A 24,104-nucleotide genomic window follows, 5' to 3' on the forward strand; every position below is an offset into this window, starting at 1 on the left:
TTCGGAAAGAAGTTACCGCATGCCGGAAAGCTCAGACAGACCCGGAAGGACAGACCCGGAAGGACGGACCCGGACAGGCCTACAGCTTGACGATCATCTTGCCGGTGTTGTCGCCGCGCAGGACCCCGAGGAACGCCTCCACGTTGTTCTCGATGCCCTCGACGACCGTCTCGCCGTACTTCAGCTGCCCGGAGGCCACCCACGGGCCGACCTCGGCGACGAACTGCGGCTGCAGGTCGTAGTGGTCGCCGACCAGGAAGCCCTCGATCCGGCCGCGGGTCTGGATGAGACGGGCGAGGTTCTTCGGGCCGGGGACGGGCTCGGTGCTGTTGTAGACGGAGATCATGCCGCAGACCGCGATCCGGCCGTCCCGGTTCAGCTGGCCGATCGCCGCTTCCAGGTGGTCGCCGCCGACGTTGTCGAAGTAGACGTCCACACCGTCGGGCGCGGCGGCGCGGAGCTGCTCGCTGACCGGGCCGCTCCGGTAGTTGAAGGCGGCGTCGAAGCCGTACTCCTCGACCAGCAGCTTGACCTTCTCGTCGGAGCCGGCCGAGCCGATCACCCGCGAGGCACCCTTGAGCTTGGCGATCTGGCCGACCTGGCTGCCGACCGCGCCGGCCGCGCCGGAGACGAAGACGGAGTCGCCCTCCTTGAAGGAGGCGGTGCGCAGCAGGCCCGCGTAGGCGGTGAGGCCGGTCATGCCGAGGACGCCGAGGTAGGTCGACAGGGGCGCGGCGCCGGCGTCGACCTTGACCGCGTTCTTCGCGTCCACGACCGCGTACTCGCGCCAGCCGAGGAAGTGCAGGACGTGGTCGCCGGCCGCGATGCCCTCGGCGTTCGACTCGACGACCTCGCCGACCGCGCCGCCCTGCATGACCTTGCCCAGCTCGAAGGGGGCGACGTACGACTTCGCGGCACTCATTCGGCCGCGCATGTACGGGTCGACGGAGAGGTACTTGTTCCGCACGAGCACCTGCCCCTCGCCCGGCGTGGGCACCTCCGTCTCGACCAGGGCGAAGTCCTCGGGCTTCGGCCAGCCGACGGGACGGCTCTGGAGGTGCCACTCGCGGTTGATCATGACATGCGCCTTTCCGAAATTACTTCAGTACCTGAAACAACCATGCTCCTGAATATTTCAGGATGTCAAGTAACGCGGTACCCTGGAGTGCATGTCCTCCACACGGTCCACCCCCGCGCAGACCCGCCGCCCCGACGCCCTGACCCTGGAGGTCGTCGAGCTCATCGGGGACGTCGTGGCCCGTTTCTACGCGGACTACGAGGAGGCTGCGGGCGAGCACACGCTCACCGGGGCGCAGGCGCGGCTGCTCAGCCTGCTGTCGCTGGAGCCGCTGCCGATGCGGAAGCTGGCGCAGAAGCTGAAGTGCGAGCCGTCCAACGTGACCGGGATCGTGGACCGGCTGGAGGCGCGCGGGCTCGTGGAGCGGCGGCCCGACCCGGCCGACCGGCGGGTGAAGCTGGCCGCGGCGACGGACGAGGGCCGCCGGGTCGCCCGCGACCTGCGCGAGGGGCTGCGCTTCGCGCGCGAGCCGCTGGCGGGGCTGTCGGACGAGGAGCGGCTGTCGCTGCGGGACCTGCTGCGCAGGATGCTGGACGCCTAGGGGGCCGGCACCGACCGGCGCCGGCCCTCTGAGGGGGTTACGCGAACTGGCCGGGGCGGTAGTCGCCGGCCGGGATCTGCAAGGTGACGTTCAGCCGGTTGAAGGCGTTGATGACGGCGATGGTCGCGACGAGCGCGATGAGCTGGTCGTCGTCGTAGTGCTTGGCGGCGTTCTCCCAGACCTGGTCCGGCACGCCGCCCGCCGCGTCGGCGATGCGGGTGCCCTGCTCGGCCAGCTCCAGGGCGGCGCGCTCGGCCTCGGTGAACACGGTGGCCTCGCGCCAGGCGCCGACCATGTGGAGGCGCTGCTGGGTCTCGCCGGCGGCCGCCGCGTCCTTGGTGTGCATGTCGAGGCAGTAGCCGCAGCCGTTGATCTGGCTGGCGCGGATCTTCACGAGTTCCAGGGTGGCCGCGGGTACGCCTGCTTCCGCGGTGACCGCGCCTGCGGCGACGAAGTGCTTGACGAGCTTGTTCGCGACGGGGCTGGCGAAGACGTTCAGACGGGCTTCCATGGTGTGCTCCCTGTGTGTCCTTCAGTGGGTACACACCGATGACGGAGCAGGCTCGGCGAATGTGACATCTTTGCAGGATTTGCTTTGGTAGTCGTTCGGGTGCCGGCCGGTGGGGGCTGGTCGCGTAGTTCCCCACGCCCCTTACGGGGCTACGTGCACCACCACAGGAACCGGTTGCAGGTCTGGCTCGGCGACGGGTCCGGGGTCGGGTCCGATGTCGTCGGGTCCGCCGTCGGGGTCGAGGCGGCCGTGGTCGCCGGGGTCGTCGCCGGGGAGGTGACCGTGCCCGAACCCGTCGTCGCCGACTGGGCCGACGTGCCCTTCGGGGACGCCGACGGGGAGCCGGACGCCTTGTCCTTCGAGGCGGAGGGGGACGGAGACGCGGAAGGGTCGGCCGAGGCGGAACTCGTCGTGCCCGTCGCGCCGGAGGTGTCGTCCAGGGGCTGGGCCGTCGCGCCCGGGGAGGAGGTCGACGTACCGCCGTCGGTCGTGCTGCCGCCGCCCGCGGCCGTGTCGGGGGTCGTGAACGGTATGGCGTCCGTGCCGAGTTCGGCGAGGCTCAGGCCGCCCGCCGCCAGGACGCACGCCGCGGCCACCAGCAGGACCCTGCGGCGCCGCCGGCGATGGGCCGCGGCCTTGCGGTCGCGACGGCTCCCGTCGGGGCCGGACGGCTCCTCGGGGTCCTCGGCGAGGCTCTCGGCGGCCTGCACCCGGCTCCGGCCGCCACGCCCGCGCGCCGCCCGCCGCCGGTCGGCCCGGCCGCCCGCCGGCGGTTCGCCGCCCTCGCCGTCCTCGGCGTCCTCGTCGCCGGCCGGACCGGGGTCGTACCCGCCCTCGGTGAACTCCGCTTCCGTGTACGGCGTTTCACCGGGCGTAACCGGTTCGTGGGTGGCCGCTTGCGGCGCTGACGCGCGTAGCGTTTCGGCGGCGGTGCCGCACCCCGGGCAGGCGAGGGCGCCGTTGAGGTGCCGTCGGCACGGGTGGCAGTAGTCCATGACGCGGGAAGACTAAGTTCCCCACGAGTCACTTAACCAGCCAGCCCTGTGAAGGTTCTGTGGGGGACCGAAAAACCTATCGCAAGCCTTGCCGAAACCGTTACCTGTTCGACCCATTGACACCCCTACCGCCCCGTCCTTACTGTCACGCCAGCATTTCGAACGTGTGACGAAATCTCGAACAGCTGAGGGGCAACTGCCGTGCGCATCACCGGAATCAGCACACACGTGGTCGGGACGCCGTGGCGCAACCTGACGTACGTCCAGGTGCACACCGACGAAGGGATCACGGGAGTCGGCGAGACCCGGATGCTCGGTCACACCGACGCGCTGATCGGCTATCTCCGGGAGGCCGAGGCCAACCACATTCTCGGTTCGGACCCGTTCGCGGTGGAAGACCTGGTACGCCGGATGAAGTACGGCGACTACGGCCGGGCGGGTGAGATCGTCATGTCCGGCATCGCCGTCGTCGAGATGGCCTGCTGGGACATCAAGGGCAAGGCGCTGGGCGTGCCGGTGTGGCAGCTGCTCGGCGGGAAGGTGACCGACAAGGTCAAGGCGTACGCCAACGGCTGGTACACCACCGAGCGGACGCCGGAGGCCTACCACAAGGCCGCCCAGGGGGTGATGGAGCGCGGGTACAAGGCGCTGAAGATCGACCCGTTCGGCACCGGGCACTTCGAGCTGGACCACGAGCAGACCCTGTACGCCGTGTCGCTCATCGAGGCCGTGCGGGACGCCATCGGGCCGGACGCCGAGCTGATGCTGGAGATGCACGGCCGCTTCTCGCCCGCCACCGCTGTCCGGCTCGCGCACGAACTCGCGCCCTTCAAGCCGGCCTGGCTGGAGGAGCCCTGCCCGCCGGAGAACCTGAAGGCGCTGGAGAAGGTCGCCGCCAAGGTGGACATCCCGGTCGCCACCGGCGAGCGCATCCACGACCGCATCGAGTTCCGCGAGCTCTTCGAGAGCCAGGCCGTGGACGTCATCCAGCCGGACGTCGGCCATATCGGTGGAATCTGGGAGACCCGCAAGCTCGCCGCGACCGCCGAGACCCACTACGTCCTGGTCGCCCCGCACAACGTCGGCGGGTCCGTGCTGACCGCCGCCTCCCTCCAGGTCGGGTTCACCTCCCCGAACTTCAAGATCCTGGAGCACTTCAACGACTTCGCCGACGCCGAGATCAAGAAGGTCGTCAAGGGCGCGCCGGAGGTCGTGGACGGGTACTTCCACCTGTCGGACGCGCCGGGGCTCGGGGTCGAGTTCGACGCCGACGCGGCCGCCGAGTTCCCGCAGCAGCAGGCCCGGTTCGACCTGTGGGCCGAGGGCTGGGAGCAGCGCAAGCCGAAGGGCACGAAGTGAGCCCGGCCGCCGTCTCCGGTTCGCAGGTCGTCGTCGAGGCGCCGGGGGCGCACCGGGTCGAGGAGCACACGCCCCGCGAGCCCGGTCCCGGCGAGGCGCTGGTGGCCGTGCACGCGGTCGGGATTTGCGGAAGCGACCGCGAGGTGTACCAGGGGAACCGGCCCGAGGGGTACGTGCGCTACCCGCTCACGCCCGGCCACGAGTGGTCGGGGACGGTACGGGCGGTCGGCGCCGGCGTGCCCGCCTCGCTCGTCGGCCGCAAGGTGGTCGGCGAGGGGTTCCGCAACTGCCAGGTCTGCGACCGCTGTCACGCCGGGGAGACCACCCTGTGCACCGACGGCTACGAGGAGACCGGCTTCACCCAGCCGGGCGCCATGGCCGCCACCCTCACCCTCCCGGCCCGCCTGCTGCACGCCCTGCCGGACGACGCCGACCTCACGGCGGCCGCGCTCCTGGAGCCCGCCGCCTGCATCGCGGCCGCCGCGCTCAAGGGCAACGCCCAGCCGGGCGAGCGGGTCGCGGTGGTCGGCACCGGCACCCTGGGCATGTTCGCCGTGCAGTTCCTGCGCGCGATCTCGCCGGGCGAGCTGCTGGTGGTGGGGACCCGGAACGACCGTGAGGCGCTCTCCCGGTCGTTCGGGGCCACCGACTTCCGCACCAGGGACCAGGAACTGCCCGACGACTTCGACGTCGTCATCGAGACCGCCGGGTCCGCGTCCGCCGCGCGCACCGCCGCCTCCCTGCTCAGGCGCGGCGGACGCCTGGTCCTGACCGGGATCCCGGCCGCCGGCGCCGACGGCCTGGACCCGACCGACCTCGTCGTACGGCAACTGGAGGTGCACACCGTCTTCGGGGCGCCGCCGGACGCCTGGGCGCACACGGTCCGCGTCTTCGCGGCCGGACTCCTCGACCCGTTGCCGCTGGTCACGCACGAGCTGCCGCTGACCGAGTTCCCGCACGCCATCGAGCTGGTGGGGGCCGGTGATCCGAAGGTGGGCAAGGTGCTGCTCCGCCCCTAGTCGTACGCCGGCCGCGGCGTGCCCTGACCTCGCCGTGGCCGGCGTACCACCAAAGCCTTTTTCTGCCCCGAGCCGCGAACCTTGTCCGAAATACCGAACACGAAGGACAGCTTGTGACGACCGACGCTTCCGTTACGGCGGCCCGCCGACCCGGTGAGCAGGCGCTCGCCGCCCTCGGCCTGGGCGCGCCCGCCCTCGATCCCGCCGACGCCTCCGCCCACAGCTTCCCGGGCGGCGGCAAGTGGCGCACCGAGATCCCCTCCTGCGAGGGTCCCGAGGCGCTGGCCGTCGTCCTCAAGGAGTCCTCGCGGCTGGACGTGCCGATCCACCGGATCAGCCAGGGCAGCGGCGTGTGGATGCTCACCGACGCCGAGATCACCGAGATGGTCGACGCGACGAACGAACGGGACATCGAGCTCTGCCTGTTCACCGGGCCGCGCGGCACCTGGGACATCGGCGGCTCGGTGCGCTCCGACTCGCGGGGGGCCGGACTGCGTGCCCGCGGCCACGACGCGGTCGCCGGGTGCGTCGAGGACGCGGTCCGGGCGACGGAGCTGGGCGTCAAGTGCCTGCTGGTCGCCGACGAGGGCGTGCTGTGGACGCTGCACCGGGCCCGGCAGGCGGGGATCATCCCGGCCGACACGACCCTGAAGGTCTCGGCGCTGGTCGGTCCCGTCAACCCGGCCTCGTACTCCGTCTTCGAGCACCTCGGCGCCGACTCCATCAACGTGCCGAGCGACCTGACGCTCGATCACCTCACCGAGATCCGCCGGGTGTCCGGCACCCCCATGGACATGTACATCGAGGCTCCCGACGACCTCGGCGGCTACATCCGGATGTACGAGGTCGCCGAGCTGATCCGGCGCGGTGCGCCGATCTACCTGAAGTTCGGGCTGTCCAAGGCGCCCGGCATCTACCCGTGGGGCACGCATCTGCGGGACGTGACCCTGGACACCGCGCGGGAGCGGGTGCGGAGGGGGCGGCTCGCGCTGGACCTGCTCGCCCGGCACGGGGCGGACGGGGACATGGCTCCGCTGGGGTCTCGGCTGCCGGGTTCTCTGCACCGGTTCCCCGTCGAGGGTTCCGCCTGATGAACGTCGGGGACTGCGGGACGTCGGTGGCTGGTCGCGCAGTCCCCCGCGCCCCTTACGGGGCGCTGCCCCTCGGGGCGCTTCAAAACCTTGCCTTACGCATCTCAACGACGAGAAGAACAGGGACGATCACCATGCGCACTCGTAGAAGCGCCCTCACCCTCATAGCCGGGGCCGCCTCGCTCGCTCTGACGCTGTCCGCGTGCGGGCAGAGCAGTGAGGGCGGCAGCAAGGAGGAGGGGGGCAGTGCCAAGGGCGGCACGATCGGCATCGCGATGCCGACCAAGTCCTCCGAGCGTTGGATCGCGGACGGCAAGAACGTCGTCAAGGACCTGGAGTCCAAGGGCTACAAGACCAAGCTGGTCTACGGCGAGGACGACCCGGACCAGCAGGTCTCGCAGATCGAGAACCTGATCACGCAGGGCGTCAAGGGCCTGATCATCGCGGCCATCGACAACAAGTCCCTGAACAACGTGCTCCAGGAGGCCGCGGACGCCAACATCCCGGTCATCGCCTACGACCGGCTGATCCTCGGCACCAAGAACGTCGACTACTACGCGTCCTTCGACAACACGAAGGTCGGTGTCGAGCAGGGCACGTACATCGTGCACAAGCTGGGCCTGGACAGCGGCAAGAAGGGCCCGTTCAACATCGAGCTGTTCGCCGGCTCCAACGACGACAACAACACCAAGTACTTCTTCCAGGGCGCGATGAGCGTGCTCCAGCCGTACATCGACAAGAAGCAGCTGGTGGTCAAGTCCGGCCAGACCGCGCTGAACAAGGTCACCACCCTGCGCTGGGACGGCGCGACCGCCCAGTCGCGGATGGAGGACATCCTCACCTCCTCCTACAAGTCCGCCAAGGTCGACGCGGTGCTCTCGCCGTACGACGGCATCTCGATCGGCATCATCGCCGCGCTGAAGTCGGACGGCTACGGCTCCGGCAGCCAGCCGCTGCCCGTCATCACCGGCCAGGACGCCGAGCTGGCCTCGGTGAAGTCGATCATCGCGGGCGAGCAGACGCAGACCGTCTACAAGGACACCCGGCAGCTCGCCAAGGTCGCCGCGACCATGGTCGACGACGTCCTGAACAAGAAGACGCCGGAGACGAACGACACCAAGACGTACGACAACGGCTCCAAGGTCGTCCCGGCATACCTGCTGCAGCCGGTGAGCGTCGACAAGTCCAACTACGAGGAAGTCCTCGTCAAGGGCGGCTACTACACCGACGCCGAGCTCAAGTGATCCCGGTCCCCCACTAGTTGTCCTACTGATTGGAAGGCACGACCATGGCGGGACCCGTCCTGGAAATGCGCTCGATCGTCAAGACCTTTCCCGGCGTCAAGGCGCTGTCGGACGTCACGCTGACCGTCCGCCAGGGCGAGGTCCACGCCATCTGCGGGGAGAACGGCGCCGGCAAGTCGACCCTGATGAAGGTCCTCTCCGGCGTCCACCCGCACGGCAGTTACGAGGGGGACATCCTCTTCGAGGGCGAGCTGTGCAAGTTCGGTGACATCCGGGCGAGCGAGCAGCGCGGCATCGTCATCATCCACCAGGAGCTGGCGCTGTCGCCGTACCTCTCGCTGGCGGAGAACATCTTCCTCGGCAACGAACACGCCAGGGGCGGGTTCATCGACTGGCGGGAGACCCTGCGGCACGCCACCGAACTGCTGCGCCGGGTGGGTCTGGACGACCACCCGGAGACCCGCGTCACCGACATCGGCGTGGGCAAGCAGCAGCTGGTGGAGATCGCCAAGGCGCTGTCGAAGAAGGTGAAGCTGCTCATCCTGGACGAGCCGACGGCGGCGCTGAACGACGAGGACAGCGGCAAACTCCTCGATCTCATCCTGGAGCTGAAGAACCAGGGCATCACCTCGATCATCATCTCGCACAAGCTCAACGAGATCCGCAAGGTCGCCGACTCGGTGACGATCATCCGGGACGGCCACTCCATCGAGACCCTCGACGTGAAGTCGAAGGAGACCACGGAGGAGCGGATCATCGCCGGCATGGTCGGCCGCGACCTCGACCACCGCTTCCCCGAACGCACCTCCTACGAGGGCGAGAAGGACGCGGCGCCGGCCCTGGAGATCCGCAACTGGACCGTGCGGCACCCGATCGACCAGGAGCGCAAGGTCGTCGACGACGTGTCGATCCACGTCCGGCGCGGCGAGATCGTCGGCATCGCGGGGCTGATGGGCGCCGGCCGCACCGAACTCGCGATGAGCGTCTTCGGGCGGACCTACGGCCGCTACGCCGGCGGCACGGTCCGCAAGGACGGCACGGAGATCCGTACCAAGTCGGTCGCCGAGGCGGTCGGACACGGCATCGCGTACGTCACCGAGGACCGCAAGCACTACGGCCTCAACCTCATCGACACCATCAACCGCAACATCTCGCTGACCGCGCTGAACAAGGTCGCGCGGCGCGGGATCGTGGACGAGCACGAGGAGCGGCAGGTCTCCGAGGGCTACCGCACGTCCATGAACATCAAGGCGCCGACGGTCTTCGAACCGGTGGGCAAGCTGTCGGGCGGCAACCAGCAGAAGGTCGTCCTCAGCAAGTGGATCTTCGCGGGCCCGGACGTGCTGATCCTCGACGAGCCGACCCGCGGCATCGACGTCGGCGCCAAGTACGAGATCTACACGGTCATCGACCAGCTCGCCGCCCAGGGCAAGGCGGTCGTCTTCATCTCCTCCGAACTGCCCGAACTGCTCGGCATGTGCGACCGCATCTACACCATGGCCGCGGGCCGCCTGACCGGTGAGGTGCCCCGGGCCGAGGCCACGCAGGAAGTGCTGATGCGCCATATGACGAAAGACAAGGCGAAGGACAAAGAGGTAACGCGATGAGCACGGATGTCACCGCCAAGAGCCCGGCGCCCGCGCCGCCGGGCGGGAGCGGATCGGCCGCCGACGGGAACCTGCTCCGGCTGGTCCTGGACGGGCTGCGCCGCAACATGCGCCAGTACGGCATGCTGATCGCGCTCGGCCTGATCGTCGCCCTGTTCGCGGTGTGGACCGACGGCGACCTGCTGCTGCCGCGCAACGTCTCCAACCTGGTCCTGCAGAACAGCTACATCCTGATCCTGGCCATCGGCATGATGATGGTGATCATCGCCGGGCACATCGACCTGTCGGTCGGCTCGCTGACCGCGTTCGTGGGCGCCTTCGCGGCCGTCCTGACGGTCAACCACGGCGTGCCGTGGCCGGTCGCGCTGATCCTCTGCCTGCTGATGGGCGCGGTGGCCGGCTCCCTCCAAGGGTTCCTGATCGCCTATCTCGGCATACCGTCGTTCATCGTCACCCTCGCCGGGATGCTGCTCTTCCGCGGCCTCACCGAGATCCTGCTCCAGGGCCAGACGATCGGCCCGTTCCCGAACGGGCTGCAGAACCTCGGCAACGGCTTCCTCCCCGAGGTGGGCCCGGACACCAACTACCACAACATCACGCTGCTGCTGGGGATCGTGCTGATCGCCGCCGTGGTCTGGCAGGAGTTCCGGGACCGGCGCCGCCAGCAGGAGTTCGCCCTGGAGGTGCCGCCCACCCGGCTCTTCCTGCTGAAGCTGACCGCACTGGTCGCCGCGATCCTCGTCCTGACCATGCTGCTCGCCAGCTACAAGGGTGCGCCGATCATCCTGATCGTCCTGGGCGCGCTGGTCGTCGGCTACGGCTACGTGATGCGCAACGCGGTCTTCGGCCGGCACATCTACGCGATCGGCGGCAACCTGCCGGCGGCCAAGCTGTCCGGCGTCAAGGACAAGAAGGTCTCCTTCTACGTCTTCCTGAACATGGGCGTGCTCGCGGCCCTGGCCGGCCTGGTGGTAGCGGCCCGGCTGAACGCGGCCTCGCCGAAGGCTGGCGACGGCTTCGAACTGGAGGCGATCGCCTCCTCGTTCATCGGCGGCGCCTCCATGAGCGGCGGTGTCGGCACCATCCTCGGTGCCATCATCGGCGGCCTCGTCCTCGGCGTGCTGAACAACGGCATGAACCTCCTCAGCGTCGGCACCGACTGGCAACAGGTCATCAAGGGCCTCGCCCTCCTCGCGGCGGTCGGCTTCGACGTGTGGAACAAGCGCAAGTCCGGTTCGTAAGTCAGCTCGGGCCCCGCCGGAAGGCGGGGCCCCACCTTTGTGGGAGCCGCACATGGAACTGAACAGACGCACGGTCATCGCAGGAGCCGCGGCGGCGGGTATCGCCGCCACCACCCTCGGCACAGGCACCGCCGAGGCCGCCTCGGGAGGCAGGAAGCCGGTGAAGGAGTCCTTCGGGAAACTCGCCGACGGCACGAAGATCTACCGCTGGTCGCTGGAGAACGGCGGCACCCGGCTGAAGGTCCTCAACTGGGGCGGCGTCGTCCAGACCCTGGAGATCCCGGACCGCCGAGGCCACTACGCCAACGTCTCCCTGGGCTTCGACAACATCGACGACTACGTCGCCAAGACCCCGTACTTCGGCGCCCTGATCGGCCGCTACGGCAACCGCATCGCCAAGGGCCAGTTCACCCTCGACGGCAAGAGCTACCAGCTCTCCGTCAACGACGGCGTGAACAGCCTGCACGGCGGCACCCAGGGCTTCGACAAGCACGTCTGGGACGTCGAGCCGTTCGTGAAGGGCTCGGACGTCGGGCTGCACCTGCACTACACCAGCGTCGACGGCGAGATGGGCTACCCCGGCACGCTCAAGGTGAAGGTGACGTACACCCTCACCAGGCGCGGCGAGTGGATCATCGACTACGAGGCCACCACCGACAAGGCCACGGTGGTCAACCTCACCAGCCACGTCTACTGGAACCTGGCCGGCGAGGGCAGCGGGACCATCGAGGACCACGAGCTGACCATCGCCGCGGGCAAGTACACGCCGACGGACTCCGGGCTGATCCCCACCGGTGAGCTGGCCACCGTCCGCGGCACCCCGTTCGACTTCCGCGAGACGAAGACGATCGGGCGGGACATCCGCGCCGGGCACGTCCAGCAGGTGCAGGCCAAGGGCTTCGACCACAACTGGGCCCTGGACAAGGGCATCACCGCGAAGCCCGAGCACGTGGCCACGCTGCGCGACCCGCGCTCCGGCCGCACGCTGAAGATCGCCACCGACCAGCCGGGGCTGCAGTTCTACTCCGGCAACTTCCTCGACGGCACGCTGACGGGGACGGGCGGTCGGACCTACCGGCAGGGTGACGCGCTGTGCCTGGAGACACAGCACTTCCCCGACTCGCCGAACCACGCCAATTTCCCGTCGACGGTGCTCCGGCCGGGGCAGGTCTACCGGACGCGGACGGTCCACACGTTCGACGCCTGAGACGCGTGGGCGTGGCCGGTAAGGGGCTGGTCACGCCCACGTCGGGGAAGAAACGTAAACTCACACTTTTTTCACACGGGTTGAACAGCGCCGCTCCCGTCCCCGTACTCAAGGGCGGCCCGTGCTCCCCCGCGCGGGCCGCCCAAGACGACGGGCCCGGACGTCCCCATCGGGCCCGCCTCATACGGAGGTTAAATGGCCGGCAACGTCACCTCGTTGTTCCGCAGCGGCGCTCACAGCCCGTCGATGGCGGCGCTGGCACGCGAGGGAGGCGACGGAACCGGCCCAGTCGACTTCTGCATCCCCTGTAACCCCTACTTCCCCACCCCGGCCATGATGGAAACGATGGCGGCCCGGCTGAAGGACATCATCACCTTCTACCCGAGCAGCGCCGACACCATCACCGCCGAGCTGTGCCAGCTCCTCCAGCTCCCGCCGCAGGCCGTGGCCATGGGCAACGGCTCCACCGAGCTGATCACCTGGATCGACCACCTGCTGGTCCGCGAGTCCCTCGCCATCCCCGTCCCCACCTTCGGCCGCTGGACCGACCAGCCGATGGAGACCGGCAAGCGCGTCGACATGTTCCCGCTCCAGGAGTCCAACGGCTTCGCGCTCGACCTCGCGCAGTACGCCGAGTTCATCCGCAAGCGGGGCACCAGGGTCGCCGTCATCTGCAACCCCAACAACCCCGACGGCGGCTTCCTGCACAAGCAGGCGCTGGTGCAGTTCATGGACGCCATGGCCGACCTGGACCTGGTCGTCATCGACGAGTCGTTCCTGGAGTTCGCCGACGCCGAGGCCGAGCCCAGCGTCGTCCAGGAGGCGATGCTCCGGCCGAACGTCATCGTGCTGCGCAGCCTCGGCAAGAACTTCGGCCTGCACGGCATCCGGTTCGGCTACATGGTCGCCAACCCCGCCCTGGCCGGCAAGGTCCGCTCGATGCTGCCCAAGTGGAACCTCAACGCGTTCGCCGAGTACGTCGTCTTCATGCTCAAGGAGCACGGCGCCGAGTACGCGCAGAGCCTGCTCCAGGTCCGCAAGGACCGCCTGGAGATGGCCAGCCAGCTCGCCACCCTGCCCGGCCTGACGGTCTACCCCTCGCAGGGGAACTTCCTCTTCGTGCGCCTTCCCGTCGGCGCCGAGGGCACCGTGGTGCGGGACCGGATGCTCACCGAGCACCGGATCCTGGTCCGCGAGTGCGGCAACAAGATCGGGTCTTCCAGCCGCTTCCTGCGTCTCGTGGTGCGCCCCGAGGTGGACGTGCGTCGCCTGGTGTCCGCCATGGAACAGGTGCTCTACGGGACCAGGAGGGGAGCCGCCGTGCCCGAGCTGGGCAATGGGACCAGCTACAGCTCGGGTACGGCGGCGGTGGACCGGCTGGTGAGCGAGACCAACGGGGCGGGCATCCAGCTCGCGCAGGCCGTCGGCGCGGGGCCCGTTCCGGGACTCGCCGCCGCTCCCGCCGCCGGCGTCGGCATGCCGCTCCCCGTCGCCGCGCAGCAGGGCGGCGTCGGGATGCCGATGCCGGCGGCAGCCATGCAGATGCAGCAGCCCCAGCAGCAGCCGATGATGGCACCGGTGATGACCATGCCGATGGCCCCGGCGCCCGCTCCGGCCCCGATGCCCATGCAGATGCAGGCCCCCGCTCCGGCCCCGGCGCCCGCGCCCATGCCGGCCGGGCCCACGCCGCCCGGGGTGCCGGCGCGCGGCGGCCTGACGGCGGCGCAGGTCCGAGGCATGACGGCGCCCGCCCCGCCGGTCCCGAACCTGGCCCCCGCCCCGGCCACCGGCTGGCCGAACGCCCAGAGCTGGCCGAACGCGGCGGGCATGGGGCAGGCCGGTTAGTCGCCGTAGGCGGTGGGCGCGTTGCCGGGTGCGGCGCCGCCGTGGCTGGTCGCGCAGTTCCCCGCGCCCCTTTCAGGGCCGCCTGGCCTGACGCCCCGTAAGGGGCGCGGGGAACTGCGCGACCAGCCCCCACCGGCCCGCAGGCGGAGCGGTCAGCCTCGCACGGCGTGCAGAAGCGACGCTCCCAGAGGCAACGTGTGGCAGGTCAGCTGCCTGAGGCCTGCCTGCTCCAGCAGGCGCCCGTAGTGGGCCTGCTCCCTCTCTCTGCCGCCCACGTTGCACAGCATGTGGATGTCCCAGGCCGCGGCCGTGTCGCTGGGCAGCAGGCGTTCCACGACGAGGAGTTCGGCGCCCGCGCGCATCGCCTCCGCGCAGCGGCGCAGGATGGTCAGGCAGCGTTCGTCGTCCCAGTCGTGCAGGACGCGGGACAGCAGATAGATGTCGCCGCCGGAGGGGACGGACTCCGTGAAGTCCCCGGCGACGAAGGAGTAGCGGCCCGTCACGTCGGCCAGTTCCGACCGGGCCGCCTCCTCTGCCTCCGGGCGTTCCAGCAGCACCCCCTCCAGGTGGCCGTGGGCGCGGAGGACGCGGCCGAGCAGGGCGCCGTTGCCGCCGCCGACGTCGACCACGCGGCGGGCGGCGGAGAAGTCGACGAGGTCCGGTACCGGTGTGAACATCTCCGCGCTCGCCGCCATCGACCGGTGGAAGAGGTCGCCGAGTTCGGGGCGGGCGGCGAAGTAGCGGAAGTGGTGCTCGCCGTGGCGGTGGGCGAAAGCTTCCTTCCCAGTGCTGACGGCGTACGGGAGCCCGGCGAAGGAGTCGTAGAACGGGCCGCCGTAGAGCAGTGCGAGGGGGTGCAGGGAGTGGTCCGTGCTCGTGCGCAGGGGTTCGCCGAGAGCGGTGAGGTGGTGGGTGCCGTCGGGGGACGAGGTGAGCAGGCCCAGGGTGGCGAGGTAGCGCAGGAGGCGGTGCAGGGCGTCGGGGTCGGTGCCGGTGAGGGTGGCGAGGGTGGTGGTGTCCAGGGCGGGGCGGGCGGCGAGGTGGTCGGCGATGCCCAGTTCGGCCATGGTGCGGACGGCCTGGGTGGCCCAGGCGCCGGTCATGACGCGGAGGAGGGCGAGGGTGGGGTCGGGGAGGGGTTCCTGGCGGCCGGGGAGGCGGAGTTCGAAGCGGCGGTGGCCGGTGGTGCGGAAGTAGAGGACGGTGACGTTCTCGTGGTTGTTGTAGCCGCCGCCGTCCGGGACCGCGCCGCCGCGTTCCGTCAGCAGGGTGCGCAGTCCGGCGGGGATCACCCGGCCCGGCGCCGTCACGGCGAAGGCGTGGTGCGACTCGTGGCCGTTGGCCCGCTCGTCGGCGGCGACCGTCTCCAGCGGGGAGCCGGGCGGCACGGGCAGCGCGAAGATCTCCACGGTCCGCCCGGCCACCGGCACGTGCACGATCCCGACCGCGCCGTCGGCGACGGCCGCGCCGTAACGCCGGGCCAGCCGCCCGCGCACCACCACGCTCGGGGTGACGGGGCCCGGGTCGAGGCCGGCGCTCCGCAGTTCGTCGCGGAGCCCGTCCAGGGAGGCCGGGAAGACCAGTACGGCGGTGTGGTCGTAGCCGAGGTGGCGGGCGGCGTCGGCCCGCTCGTCGGCCGTCAGACCGGGCAGCAGCCCGGCGAGGACCTGGTCCGTGTCGTGGTCGCGGACGTGGTCGGCCGCGCGCCGGATCCGGTCCAGGTCGGTTTCCGTCAGACATGCCTGTACGACGGAGAGGTTCATGAAGTGTTCCCGATGATCGTGGGGCAGGGAGAACCGGGGACGGCCGGGCCGGCCCCGGGGGTCAGATGCCGGTGTAGTTCTCGGCGAAGAAGTCCTGGTGGGCGCGGGAGGTGCGCAGGCTCTCCAGGCGGGCGTACTGCAGCGCACGCCCGTAGCGGGCCTCGTCGTCCTGGCCGGCCGGGCCGTGCAGCAGGCCGCTCATCCAGTGCGAGAACTCGTGGGCCCGCCAGACGTGGGGCAGGCAGTCGGCGGCGTACCGGGCGAGGCCGGTTGCGTCGCCGTGTGCCAGCGCCGTTTCGAGGGCGCGGGCCAGCAACTCGGCCTGGAGAACGGCGAGATTGGCGCCCTTGGCCGCCGAGGGGCTGATGAGTCCGGCGGCGTCGCCGGCCAGCCACAGCCGTCCGGTGCCCGGGGACTCCAGGACGTCGGAGCGCAGGTCGACGACCGCCTTCTCCAGGACGGGGCCGTCGCGCAGCGGCCCGAACTCGGCGGTCCGCAGCCGGGTCGCCAGCTCCGTCCAGATCCGGTCCTCGCTCCAGTCGGCGGGAGCGGTGCCGCGCGGGCACTGCAGGTAGTACCGGGTGACGGTGTCCGTCCGTGCCATGTGGCCGGCGAACCCGCGCTCGTGCAGGGCGTATCCGACGGCTTCCAGGCTGGGCGGGGCCGCGACCAGCACGGCCAGCCAGGAGACCCCGTGGTCGCGGCGGGCGGTCCGGGTGCCGCGGGCCGTCAGTGCGGGGCGGCCGGTCCCCCGGTGCCCGTCGCAGCCGGCGACGTACCGCCCGGTGACGTCCGCGCCGCCGTGCACCCGCACCCGTACCCGGGCCGCCGGGGCCTCCTCGGCCACTTCCGCCGCCTCGGCGCCGAACCGGATCTCCCCGCCGCGCCGCAGGTACTCGGCGATCAGGTCCCGTACGAGTTCCTGCTGCGGGTAGACGGTGTGCGGCTCACCGAGGCCCAACTTGCCGTAGTCCAGGGTGAATTCGCCGCGGTCGCTGCGGAACAGGCAGGTGGTGTGGGTCTTTCCGCGGGCCAGCAGGCCGGCTGCCAGGCCGTGTTCCGTCAGCACGCGCACGGAGTGGGCCGCGAGGAATCCGGCCCGGGCCCTGCCCTCCACCGCGGCGCGGTCGCGCCGCTCCAGGATCACGCAGTCGATGCCGCGGTCCAGCAGCAGGTTCCCCAGTACGAGCCCTGCCGGGCCGGCGCCGAGGATCACTACACCGACCTGTGCTGTTGTCATTCCCCGCCCCTGGAGTTGCCCTCTGTCCAGAAGGTTCATATCAGCCGCATCCCTTACATAAGGGGAAGAAGCGGACTAATTACCCCTAAAGGGTTGCCTGGGGTGACGAGAGCTGCCAAGAGGCAGGGGGAAACGGCACGGTGCCCGTCCGCATCGAATGCGAACGGGCACCGGATCGAGCGCCGGGCAGGCCTTGCACCTGCATTTCCCCGCAGGAAGCGGGGCGTCTTTCCTTGGACCACCAACGCAGCACCAGCCACCGCGAGTTACGGCGACCAGCTCTGTAACGATCATACCGTACGCTGCACGTCCCCCAGCACCTCGCCCACGCTCCCACCCACGCTTTCGCCCGCGCTCTCGCTCTCGTCGAGCTTGCTGACCAGACCGCGCAGCACGGGCCCGTACTCGGGGTGGGCGAGGGCGAAGGCCATCTGCGCGACCAGGTAGTCGGCCGGGTTGCCGGTGTCGTACCAACGGCCCTGGATGACCTGCCCGTACACGGCCCGGCTGCTGGCGTAGGCGTTGATGGCGTCGGTCAGGTACACCTCGCCGGTGCGGTGTTCGTACCAGCGGCGGGTCTGCTCGCGCAGTTCGTCGATGATGCCGGGGGTGACGACGTAGCCGCCGATGGCCGCGTACGGCGACGGCGCGTCGGCCGGCGCGGGCTTCTCCACCAGGCCGGTGATGCGCAACTGGCCGTCGCCAAGATCCTCTTTGACGATGGGCACGCCGTAGCGCTGGGAGTCGGCGGGGTCCATCGGGAGCAGGGCCAGCACCGGGCAGCCGGTCTGCTCGTAGGCGCGGATCAGCTGCTGGGCGCGGGGCACCTCGGCGACGAACACGTCGTCGGGCCAGAGCACGAGGACGGGCTCGTCGCCGAAGGAGCGGGCGGCGTTCAGCACGGGCGTGCCGTTGCCGTACGGGCCGTACTGGTCGAGGTAGGTGATGTGCCCCTTGCGGGCGAGCTCGGCGACCTCCTCGACGGCGTCCGCGTAGGCGGTCTTCCCGTCGTGGCGCAGCTGCTCGACGAGCGCGGGGTTGGGCCGGAAGTGGTCCTGGATCAGGCTCTTCCCGCCCGAGACGACGATGGTGATGTCGGTGATCCCGGAGTCCACCAGCTCCCGCACGGTGTGCTCGATCACCGGCTTGTCACCGACGGGGAGCATCTCCTTCGGCGTGGCCTTGGTCAGGGGCAGCAGGCGGGAGCCCAGTCCGGCGGCGGGGATCACGGCCCTGCGGATCGTCGGGGACATCAGGTCTCTCTCGGTCGAACGGCACGGGATACGAGGACGCTACCAACGGCCCCTGTGCCACCCGGAGAACGCCGACCGGCCGGACCGCTTCGCCCGGATGATTTCCGGGCGAAGCGGAGATGAAGAGACGGAGCGGGGGCGGAGAGGAGACGGAGCGGGGGCGGACGTTCCGGCCCGCGCCCCCGCCCCGGCCGTGCTCAGCGCGGCGGCGGCTCCGCTCCCGGGGCTTCGGGGACCGCTCCCGTGGCGTGCAGTCCGGCGATCTCCGCGGGGCCGAATCCCAGCTCGGCGAGGATCTCGTCGTTGTGCTCGCCCAGCTCCGGCGCCCGTCTCGCCGGCACCTTCGGCACCCCTCGGAGGTTGACCGGGCTGCCGACGGTCTCCGCCAGCCCGCTGACTCCGGCCAGCGGCACGACGATGCCGTTCTCCCGCAACTGCGGGTCCCGCGCGGCCTCTTCCGGTGTCTGGATGAGGCTGTACGTGATGCGTTCCCGGTCCAGCGCCTCCTTCCAGTGGGCGAAGGGCCGCGAGCGGAACGCGGTGTCGAGCAGCTCGGCCAGCTCGGTGGAGTGCTCGACCAGGCCCTCCAGTCCGGAGAACCGGGGATCGTCGAGCAGTTCGGGGTGTCCGACGGCGCGTGCCAGCCCCTGCCAGCGCGCGGGTGAGGCGACCAGCATCAGCCACTCGCCGTCCGCGGTCCGGTAGGGGTTGTTCAGCGGGTTCGCCGGTGCCTTCCGGTCGTGCAGCTCGAAGGGTGTGCCGTCGGCGAGGGCGGCGGCCACCAGGGTGCCGGTGGCCCAGACGCCCGCGGCGAGCAGTGACGTCCCGACGTCGGCCCCCTGCCCCGTCCGCTCGCGGCGGTAGAGCGCGGTCGTGATCGCCGCGTAGACGGCGATCGCCGTCGTGTAGTCGCCGCTGCCCCAGACCGGCACGGTCGGCGGGGCGCCCGCGTCGCGGGTGGAGGCCAGCAGGCCGCTGCGCGACCAGTAGGCGGTCAGGTCGAAGCCCGGCTGCCGGGCGTCGGGGCCGCTGTCCCCGAAGCCGGTGAGGTCGGCGTAGACGACCCTCGGGTTCCAGCACGAGACCTCCTCGTAGCCGAGGTGCAGCTTCTCGCGCGTGCCGTGCGGGAAGTTGGTGATGACCACGTCGGCCCACTCGACGAGCCGCTTGAGGACCTCGACGGCCGCCGGCGACTTCAGGTCCAGCGCCATGCCGCGCTTGTTGCGGTTGGCGAGGTGCCAGCTGTAGTTCGCCTCCGCCTGCGGACTGGGCGGCACGGAACTCAGCCGCCGCTGGGGGTCGCCGGTCCCCGGCGGCTCGATCTTGATGACGTCCGCTCCGAAGTCGGAGAGCACGGTGGCCGCGGCCGGTGCGGCGATGAACGAGGACGCGTCGAGGACCTTCAGGCCGGTGAAGACGGATTCGACGGCCGAGGATTCGGGGTTCACGGATTCGGTGGCCATCGCCGTCACTTCACGAAGGCGCTGAGGCCGTCGGTGACGGCGCGTCCCACGATCAGGGTCTGGATCTCCCGCGTGCCCTCGTACGAGTAGAGGGCCTCGGCGTCGGCGACGAAGCGGCCGACCTTGTAGTCGAGGATGATGCCGTTGCCGGCCAGCAGCTCCCGGGCCCACCCGACGCTCTCCCGCATCCGCACGGTGCAGTACGCCTTCGCCAGGGCAGAGTGCTCGTCCTTGAAGATCCCGGCGTCCTGCAGCTGGGCCAGGCGCGTCACCATCCCGCACGAGGCCGTGGCGTTGCCGAGCATCTTCACCAGCAGGTCCTGGACGAGCTGGAAGCCTCCGATGGGCCGCCCGAACTGCTCGCGCTCCTTCGCGTACTGCAACGCGATCTCGTAGGCGCCGAACATCGTCCCCACGGCCTGCCAGGCCACCCCGCTGCGCGTCTGGCGCAGGATGCCCGCGGTGTCCTTGAACGAGTTCGCGTTCTGCAGCCGGTTGGCCTCCGGAACGCGGCAGCCGTCGAGCACGATGTCGGCGTTCTGCACGATCCGCAGCGCCATCTTGTTCTCGATCTTCGTCGCGGTGAACCCGGGGGTGTCCTTCTCCACGACGAAGCCCAGCACGTGGTTGGTCTCGGTGTCCCGTGCCCAGATCACGACCAGGTCGGCGAAGGTCGCGTTGCCGATCCACCGCTTGGCCCCGTCGAGGACCCAGCCGTCGCCGTCCCGGCGCGCGGTCGTCCGCAGGCCGCCGGCCACGTCGGAACCGCCGTGCGGCTCGGTCAGCCCGAAGGCTCCGATCTTCTCGAAGCGGCTCATCGCCGGCAGCCACCGCCGCTTCTGCTCCTCGGAGCCGCAGGCGAGGATCGAGCCCATGGCGAGCCCGGTGTGCACGCCGGAGAAGGTCGCCAAGGACGCGTCGGCGTGCGCGAATTCCAGCGCGAGGAATCCCGAGAGGAGATTGCTCGGCTTGGATTCCGCCGAGTCCGGGTCCGCCCAGTCCACGAGCCCGAGCCCGCCGAATCCCGCCACCAGCTGAAAGGGGAACTCGGCCCGGGCCCAGTAGTCGTCGACGAGGGGAGCCGCCTGCGTGGCGAGGAATTCGCGGACGCGCTCGATCTTCTCCCGCTCGCTGTCCGTCAGCAGTTCCTCGAAGGAATAGAAGTCGGCGGGGAGCAGCCCTTTGCCCAGGTAGGGACCGGACGGCGTCGGCAGGAGCGGGGTGGCACCCATGGAAATGTTCCTCCAGCACTGCGGGACAAGGCTCGGTTCTCCGCCGCGATTAGACCCGGATCCCGCGCCGATTCCCGCGAGCCCTCGCCGGTCAAGGGGTGCCCTGGTCGCGGCGAACTACCCTAATGGCCCCTTTGCCCACACATTGTCCGCGATGCCGAACACTGCGGCCGATTCGGCTGTCTCAACTCCGGACTTGACGGCTGCCCACTTTGCGAAACTGACAGCTGGCCTTCAGGTGCCGTTCCTACGGTGCCGTGTCCATGACAGACACCTCAGATGACGCCCGCTCCGTCGGGCGCCGTACCGTACTCGTCGCCACCGGGACGACCGCCGCTGCCCTGGCCGTAGGCGCAGCGCTCTCGACCGAGGCCCCCGCGGCAGCCGCCGCCCCCGCCCTCCAGCCGGCCGCCGCGGCGGCGGTCTGCACCCTCACGGAGGAACTGACCGAGGGCCCCTACTACCTCGACGGCGCGCTGGTCCGCACCGACATCACCGAGGGCAAGGCCGGCATCTCCCTCAAGCTGGCCCTCACCGTCGTCAACTCCGCCTGCACCGTCATCCCCAACGCCCTCGTCGAGGTCTGGCACACCGACGCGCTCGGCGAGTACTCCGGCTACGTCGGCAACAACGGCCACAGCGAGGCCGACGACGGCACCTTCCTGCGCGGCGGCGTCCTCACCAACTCCAGCGGCGTCGCCAACATCACCACCATCTACCCGGGCTGGTACCGGGGCCGCTGCATCCACATCCACGTGAAGGTCCACACCGGCGTCACCCTGACGTCCAACGGCTCCTTCACCGGCGGTACGACCGTGCACACCGGCCAGCTCTTCATCAACGAGACCATCACCACGGCGGTCGCCAAGGTCTCGCCCTACTCGACCAACACGACCACCCGCACCACCCTCGCGCAGGACTCGATCTACGACGACGGGGGCGCCACGTCCGGCCTCATGACCGTCACCGGCTCCACCACCGCCGGCTACACCGGCACGCTCACCCTGGGCGTCTCCACCTGACGACGCCCGGGCCCCGGGGGCACCTCCCCCGGGGCCCGCTCAGGGTCTGCGACGAAGCGGCAGGTCCACCTCGGCCCGTACGGTCTTGCCCGGTGCGCCGTCGCAGTCCCGTTCCAGCACCTCCCACCGATCGGCCAGCGCGGCCACGAGCACGAGCCCGCGCCCACCGGCGTCCAGCGGTCCACTCGGCCGTACGTCCCGGGGGCCGGGCGGCCGCCGTTCGGCCCGGGTGTCGGTGACCTCGACCCGCACGCTCCCCGTCACCACCGAGAGCCGCAGCTCGAAGTCCCGCCCGGGCACGCGCCCGTGCGTCACGGCGTTGGCAGCCAGCTCGGCGACGATCACCTCCACCCTGTCGATCACCTCCGCCGCCGCGAACCGGCCACCCCACGCGTGGAGTTGGGCAACGGCGAGATGCCGCGCGAGCCGGGCACCCCGCGGGGTGCCACTGAGCCGCTGGGCGAGTGTTCGACTGACGGTGACGGTGGTGGGGGGAGCGTCCATGCCGCCAATATCCCGCCCGGCACCAGCAGTTCTCCAGGTGAGAGCCGCGTACGCCGGTCCCGCGTACACGGTCACGGACTGGACCGTACCGGTGACTCGCCGTCACCATGAGGTCGGGAGGTGGCCTACGTGGGCGATGGAGCGGAGCCGGAGTCGTCGGACAGTCTGCGGACCTTCGGGGCGGTGGTCCAGGCCCTGCGCGAACACGCGGGGCTGAGCAGGGAGGAGTTCGGCGAACGGGTGCGGTTCTCGAAACACACGGTGGCGTCGGTGGAGCTGGGCCGCCGCATGCCGGACGAGTCCTTCGTGGAGGCGGCGGAGGAGGCCCTGGGCAACACGGGGGCCTTACGGCGGGCGGCGGGGCATGTGGCCCGGCAGCCGGGGTTGGCGGCTTGGTTTCGGCGGTGGGCGCGGATGGAGAAGTCTGCGATCAGCCTGTTCAACTACGAGTGCAGGATGGTCCCGGGGCTGTTGCAGACAGAGGCTTACGCCCGGCAGCTATTTACCGACGAGCTTCCCCCGCTGTCCGACGAGCAGATCGAGGTCAGTTGGACGGCACGAGCCGAACGGCAACTCCAGCTGCGGGAACGGCCGAACACCGCCTTCAGCTTCATCCTGGAAGAGCACGCACTCCTGCGCCAGACCGGCGGAGCGGAGGTGACGCGCAAGGTCATCGAACGCCTGCTGGAAATGGCCCAGTTGCGGAACATCGAGATCCAGGTCATGCCGCTGATTCAGAGGTCACACGCCGGGCTGCACGGGCCAATCGCCCTGCTGGAGACTCCCGAACACAAGTGGTTCGGCTACAGCGAAGGGCAGGAGAACGGCCAGATGATCGCCAACCCGCAAGTGGTCAGCGTGCTGCAGGGCAGGTATGCCAGGATTCGTTCACAGGCTCTCACCATCCAGGACTCCGTGAGCCTGCTGCAACGGATGCGAGGGGACCTATGAGCATGTCCGGCTTGGCCTGGTTCAAGAGCAGCTACAGCAGCGGATCCGGCGACAACTGCATCGAAGTCGCCCTCTCCTGGCACAAGTCGAGCTACAGCGGAAGCGACGGCGACTGCGTCGAGGTCGCCCCCTGCCTCACCACCATCCACATCCGCGACTCCAAGAACCGCCGGGGCCCCCAGCTCGCCCTCTCCCCCGCCGCCTGGGCCAACTTCCTCACGCACGCCGGAAAGTGACCGTGGGGCCGCCCGCTTCTCCTTCATGGTCGTGCCTCCGCGACCCGAGTCAAGGGCGCTGCGCGTCGCCTGCGGCGATGGGCCTGCGGCCCACCCTTGACACAGCTCGCTCCGGCACGGGGTAGAAGCGAGCGGGCAGCCCGAAGAAAGTGGCCGGCTCAGGCAGACAGGCCCCACGGTCGGCTGCGCACGCATCCGGCGTGAAGGGGCGCGACCGCGCCTCGCCAGCACGCCGGGACGGCCAAGCGGCGAACGGCCGGTGGTGGGTGGGGGTGGCCGACGACCCTGGCCAGAGCCGAGGCCGGAGCCATCAGCTCCGCACCGGCCCCACCCCCTCCCGCACCTTCCGGAGCGGTGATTGGAGGAAATGTGCCAGGCAGGGGATGCTCGCCAGTTGAGGTTTGCCAGGTGAAGCGGGGATGGATCGGGCCGCGGATGGCACGAATCCTCCGAATCACCGATCATCCGCCGCCCGCCCCTCCCCCACCGGCCGTTCGCCGCTATGCCCGCCCGGCGTGCTGGCGAGGCGCAGTCGCGTCCCCTGCCCCGGTGCGTACTTGGCCTACGGGTGGGAACACCCCGGTCGGCCCCCCGTTCCTCTCCGGCCGCCCGCACGCTTCTCTCCCGTGCTGGAGCGCGCCTAGTCAAGGGTGGGCCGTAGGCCCATCGCCGAAGGCGACGCGCAGCGCCCTTTACTCGGTG

21 protein-coding genes are annotated in these 24,104 nt (G+C 70.3%); 12 read left to right on the forward strand and 9 right to left on the reverse strand.

The window, feature by feature from the left end:
- Positions 1–79: 79 nt before the first annotated feature.
- Positions 80–1,078 carry a zinc-binding dehydrogenase gene (locus ACFZB3_RS38900; RefSeq protein WP_391385089.1) on the reverse strand — a complete coding sequence of 333 codons (999 nt, stop codon included), beginning with the start codon at positions 1,076–1,078 and terminating at the stop codon, positions 80–82.
- 91 nt (positions 1,079–1,169) lie between these two features.
- On the opposite strand from ACFZB3_RS38900, the gene ACFZB3_RS38905 reads away from it, so the two are divergent.
- Complete coding sequence (locus tag ACFZB3_RS38905; RefSeq protein ID WP_362598700.1) at positions 1,170–1,619, forward strand: MarR family transcriptional regulator; 450 nt, start codon at positions 1,170–1,172, stop codon at positions 1,617–1,619.
- A 37-nt stretch (positions 1,620–1,656) separates the two neighbouring features.
- On the opposite strand, the gene ACFZB3_RS38910 is transcribed toward ACFZB3_RS38905, so the two are convergent.
- Entirely contained in the window at positions 1,657–2,130 is a 474-nt protein-coding gene (locus ACFZB3_RS38910; RefSeq protein WP_391385094.1) for a carboxymuconolactone decarboxylase family protein, read from the reverse strand.
- A gap of 149 nt (positions 2,131–2,279) precedes the next feature.
- Entirely contained in the window at positions 2,280–3,125 is an 846-nt protein-coding gene (locus ACFZB3_RS38915; protein ID WP_391385096.1) for a hypothetical protein, read from the reverse strand.
- 201 nt (positions 3,126–3,326) lie between these two features.
- Between ACFZB3_RS38915 and ACFZB3_RS38920 the strand changes: the two genes are divergently transcribed.
- The 8 genes from ACFZB3_RS38920 to ACFZB3_RS38955 all read left to right on the forward strand — a co-directional run bounded on the left by ACFZB3_RS38920 (position 3,327) and on the right by ACFZB3_RS38955 (position 13,738).
- Complete coding sequence (locus ACFZB3_RS38920; RefSeq protein WP_391385098.1) at positions 3,327–4,484, forward strand: enolase C-terminal domain-like protein; 1,158 nt, start codon at positions 3,327–3,329, stop codon at positions 4,482–4,484.
- Positions 4,481–5,503, forward strand: coding sequence for an alcohol dehydrogenase catalytic domain-containing protein (locus tag ACFZB3_RS38925; RefSeq protein ID WP_391385101.1), 1,023 nt, complete (start codon positions 4,481–4,483; stop codon positions 5,501–5,503). The genes ACFZB3_RS38920 and ACFZB3_RS38925 overlap by 4 nt, the downstream gene beginning before the upstream one ends.
- A 113-nt stretch (positions 5,504–5,616) precedes the next feature.
- Positions 5,617–6,594 carry a hypothetical protein gene (locus ACFZB3_RS38930; protein WP_391385104.1) on the forward strand — a complete coding sequence of 326 codons (978 nt, stop codon included), beginning with the start codon at positions 5,617–5,619 and terminating at the stop codon, positions 6,592–6,594.
- A 134-nt stretch (positions 6,595–6,728) separates the two neighbouring features.
- A complete protein-coding gene (chvE, locus tag ACFZB3_RS38935) occupies positions 6,729–7,838 on the forward strand; it encodes a multiple monosaccharide ABC transporter substrate-binding protein (RefSeq protein WP_384050092.1) in 1,110 nt (369 codons plus the stop codon).
- Between the two features lie 44 nt (positions 7,839–7,882).
- Entirely contained in the window at positions 7,883–9,445 is a 1,563-nt protein-coding gene (gene mmsA, locus ACFZB3_RS38940) for a multiple monosaccharide ABC transporter ATP-binding protein (protein ID WP_391385106.1), read from the forward strand.
- Positions 9,442–10,686: a multiple monosaccharide ABC transporter permease gene (gene mmsB / locus ACFZB3_RS38945; protein ID WP_391385110.1), complete on the forward strand. Its 1,245-nt coding sequence runs from the start codon at positions 9,442–9,444 to the stop codon at positions 10,684–10,686. Before mmsA ends, mmsB begins: the two co-directional genes overlap by 4 nt.
- A gap of 52 nt (positions 10,687–10,738) precedes the next feature.
- Positions 10,739–11,893 (forward strand): galactose-1-epimerase, encoded by a 1,155-nt coding sequence (locus tag ACFZB3_RS38950; protein WP_391385113.1) that lies wholly within the window; start codon positions 10,739–10,741, stop codon positions 11,891–11,893.
- Positions 11,894–12,088: 195 nt separating this feature from the next.
- Complete coding sequence (locus ACFZB3_RS38955) at positions 12,089–13,738, forward strand: aminotransferase class I/II-fold pyridoxal phosphate-dependent enzyme (protein WP_391385116.1); 1,650 nt, start codon at positions 12,089–12,091, stop codon at positions 13,736–13,738.
- A 152-nt stretch (positions 13,739–13,890) separates the two neighbouring features.
- Here ACFZB3_RS38955 and ACFZB3_RS38960 read toward each other — a convergent pair whose 3' ends face one another.
- The 5 genes from ACFZB3_RS38960 to ACFZB3_RS38980 all read right to left on the reverse strand — a co-directional run bounded on the left by ACFZB3_RS38960 (position 13,891) and on the right by ACFZB3_RS38980 (position 20,689).
- Positions 13,891–15,501: a methyltransferase gene (locus ACFZB3_RS38960; RefSeq protein ID WP_391385119.1), complete on the reverse strand. Its 1,611-nt coding sequence runs from the start codon at positions 15,499–15,501 to the stop codon at positions 13,891–13,893.
- Positions 15,502–15,562: 61 nt separating this feature from the next.
- Complete coding sequence (locus ACFZB3_RS38965) at positions 15,563–16,741, reverse strand: 4-hydroxybenzoate 3-monooxygenase (protein WP_391385122.1); 1,179 nt, start codon at positions 16,739–16,741, stop codon at positions 15,563–15,565.
- Positions 16,742–17,031: 290 nt separating this feature from the next.
- Positions 17,032–17,994: a sugar phosphate nucleotidyltransferase gene (locus ACFZB3_RS38970; RefSeq protein WP_391385124.1), complete on the reverse strand. Its 963-nt coding sequence runs from the start codon at positions 17,992–17,994 to the stop codon at positions 17,032–17,034.
- A gap of 197 nt (positions 17,995–18,191) precedes the next feature.
- Positions 18,192–19,457, reverse strand: a complete 1,266-nt coding sequence (locus ACFZB3_RS38975; RefSeq protein ID WP_391385126.1) for a CoA transferase — start codon at positions 19,455–19,457, stop codon at positions 18,192–18,194.
- 5 nt (positions 19,458–19,462) lie between these two features.
- A complete protein-coding gene (locus tag ACFZB3_RS38980) occupies positions 19,463–20,689 on the reverse strand; it encodes an acyl-CoA dehydrogenase family protein (protein WP_391385129.1) in 1,227 nt (408 codons plus the stop codon).
- Positions 20,690–20,952: 263 nt separating this feature from the next.
- Between ACFZB3_RS38980 and ACFZB3_RS38985 the strand changes: the two genes are divergently transcribed.
- Complete coding sequence (locus ACFZB3_RS38985) at positions 20,953–21,711, forward strand: intradiol ring-cleavage dioxygenase (protein ID WP_391385132.1); 759 nt, start codon at positions 20,953–20,955, stop codon at positions 21,709–21,711.
- Between the two features lie 39 nt (positions 21,712–21,750).
- Here ACFZB3_RS38985 and ACFZB3_RS38990 read toward each other — a convergent pair whose 3' ends face one another.
- The gene (locus tag ACFZB3_RS38990; protein ID WP_391385135.1) at positions 21,751–22,215 is read right to left on the reverse strand and encodes an ATP-binding protein; all 465 of its coding nucleotides are present in this window, start codon (positions 22,213–22,215) and stop codon (positions 21,751–21,753) included.
- A 129-nt stretch (positions 22,216–22,344) separates the two neighbouring features.
- Between ACFZB3_RS38990 and ACFZB3_RS38995 the strand changes: the two genes are divergently transcribed.
- A complete protein-coding gene (locus ACFZB3_RS38995; RefSeq protein ID WP_391385138.1) occupies positions 22,345–23,166 on the forward strand; it encodes a Scr1 family TA system antitoxin-like transcriptional regulator in 822 nt (273 codons plus the stop codon).
- Positions 23,163–23,402 carry a DUF397 domain-containing protein gene (locus ACFZB3_RS39000; protein ID WP_391385140.1) on the forward strand — a complete coding sequence of 80 codons (240 nt, stop codon included), beginning with the start codon at positions 23,163–23,165 and terminating at the stop codon, positions 23,400–23,402. The genes ACFZB3_RS38995 and ACFZB3_RS39000 overlap by 4 nt, the downstream gene beginning before the upstream one ends.
- Positions 23,403–24,104 lie beyond the last annotated feature (702 nt).

The sequence above is a fragment of the Streptomyces sp. NPDC008092 genome, from assembly GCF_042957285.1.
GTDB lineage: Bacteria > Actinomycetota > Actinomycetes > Streptomycetales > Streptomycetaceae > Streptomyces.

Coding starts and splice junctions, on each gene's coding strand:
- ACFZB3_RS38900 (WP_391385089.1), bottom strand. CDS start 1,078: ATGATCAACCGCGAGTGGCACCTCCAGAGCCGTCCCGTCGGCTGGCCG.
- ACFZB3_RS38905 (WP_362598700.1), top strand. CDS start 1,170: ATGTCCTCCACACGGTCCACCCCCGCGCAGACCCGCCGCCCCGACGCC.
- ACFZB3_RS38910 (WP_391385094.1), bottom strand. CDS start 2,130: ATGGAAGCCCGTCTGAACGTCTTCGCCAGCCCCGTCGCGAACAAGCTC.
- ACFZB3_RS38915 (WP_391385096.1), bottom strand. CDS start 3,125: ATGGACTACTGCCACCCGTGCCGACGGCACCTCAACGGCGCCCTCGCC.
- chvE (WP_384050092.1), top strand. CDS start 6,729: ATGCGCACTCGTAGAAGCGCCCTCACCCTCATAGCCGGGGCCGCCTCG.
- mmsA (WP_391385106.1), top strand. CDS start 7,883: ATGGCGGGACCCGTCCTGGAAATGCGCTCGATCGTCAAGACCTTTCCC.
- mmsB (WP_391385110.1), top strand. CDS start 9,442: ATGAGCACGGATGTCACCGCCAAGAGCCCGGCGCCCGCGCCGCCGGGC.
- ACFZB3_RS38950 (WP_391385113.1), top strand. CDS start 10,739: ATGGAACTGAACAGACGCACGGTCATCGCAGGAGCCGCGGCGGCGGGT.
- ACFZB3_RS38955 (WP_391385116.1), top strand. CDS start 12,089: ATGGCCGGCAACGTCACCTCGTTGTTCCGCAGCGGCGCTCACAGCCCG.
- ACFZB3_RS38960 (WP_391385119.1), bottom strand. CDS start 15,501: ATGAACCTCTCCGTCGTACAGGCATGTCTGACGGAAACCGACCTGGAC.
- ACFZB3_RS38965 (WP_391385122.1), bottom strand. CDS start 16,741: ATGACAACAGCACAGGTCGGTGTAGTGATCCTCGGCGCCGGCCCGGCA.
- ACFZB3_RS38970 (WP_391385124.1), bottom strand. CDS start 17,994: ATGTCCCCGACGATCCGCAGGGCCGTGATCCCCGCCGCCGGACTGGGC.
- ACFZB3_RS38975 (WP_391385126.1), bottom strand. CDS start 19,457: ATGGCCACCGAATCCGTGAACCCCGAATCCTCGGCCGTCGAATCCGTC.
- ACFZB3_RS38980 (WP_391385129.1), bottom strand. CDS start 20,689: ATGGGTGCCACCCCGCTCCTGCCGACGCCGTCCGGTCCCTACCTGGGC.
- ACFZB3_RS38985 (WP_391385132.1), top strand. CDS start 20,953: ATGACAGACACCTCAGATGACGCCCGCTCCGTCGGGCGCCGTACCGTA.
- ACFZB3_RS38990 (WP_391385135.1), bottom strand. CDS start 22,215: ATGGACGCTCCCCCCACCACCGTCACCGTCAGTCGAACACTCGCCCAG.
- ACFZB3_RS39000 (WP_391385140.1), top strand. CDS start 23,163: ATGAGCATGTCCGGCTTGGCCTGGTTCAAGAGCAGCTACAGCAGCGGA.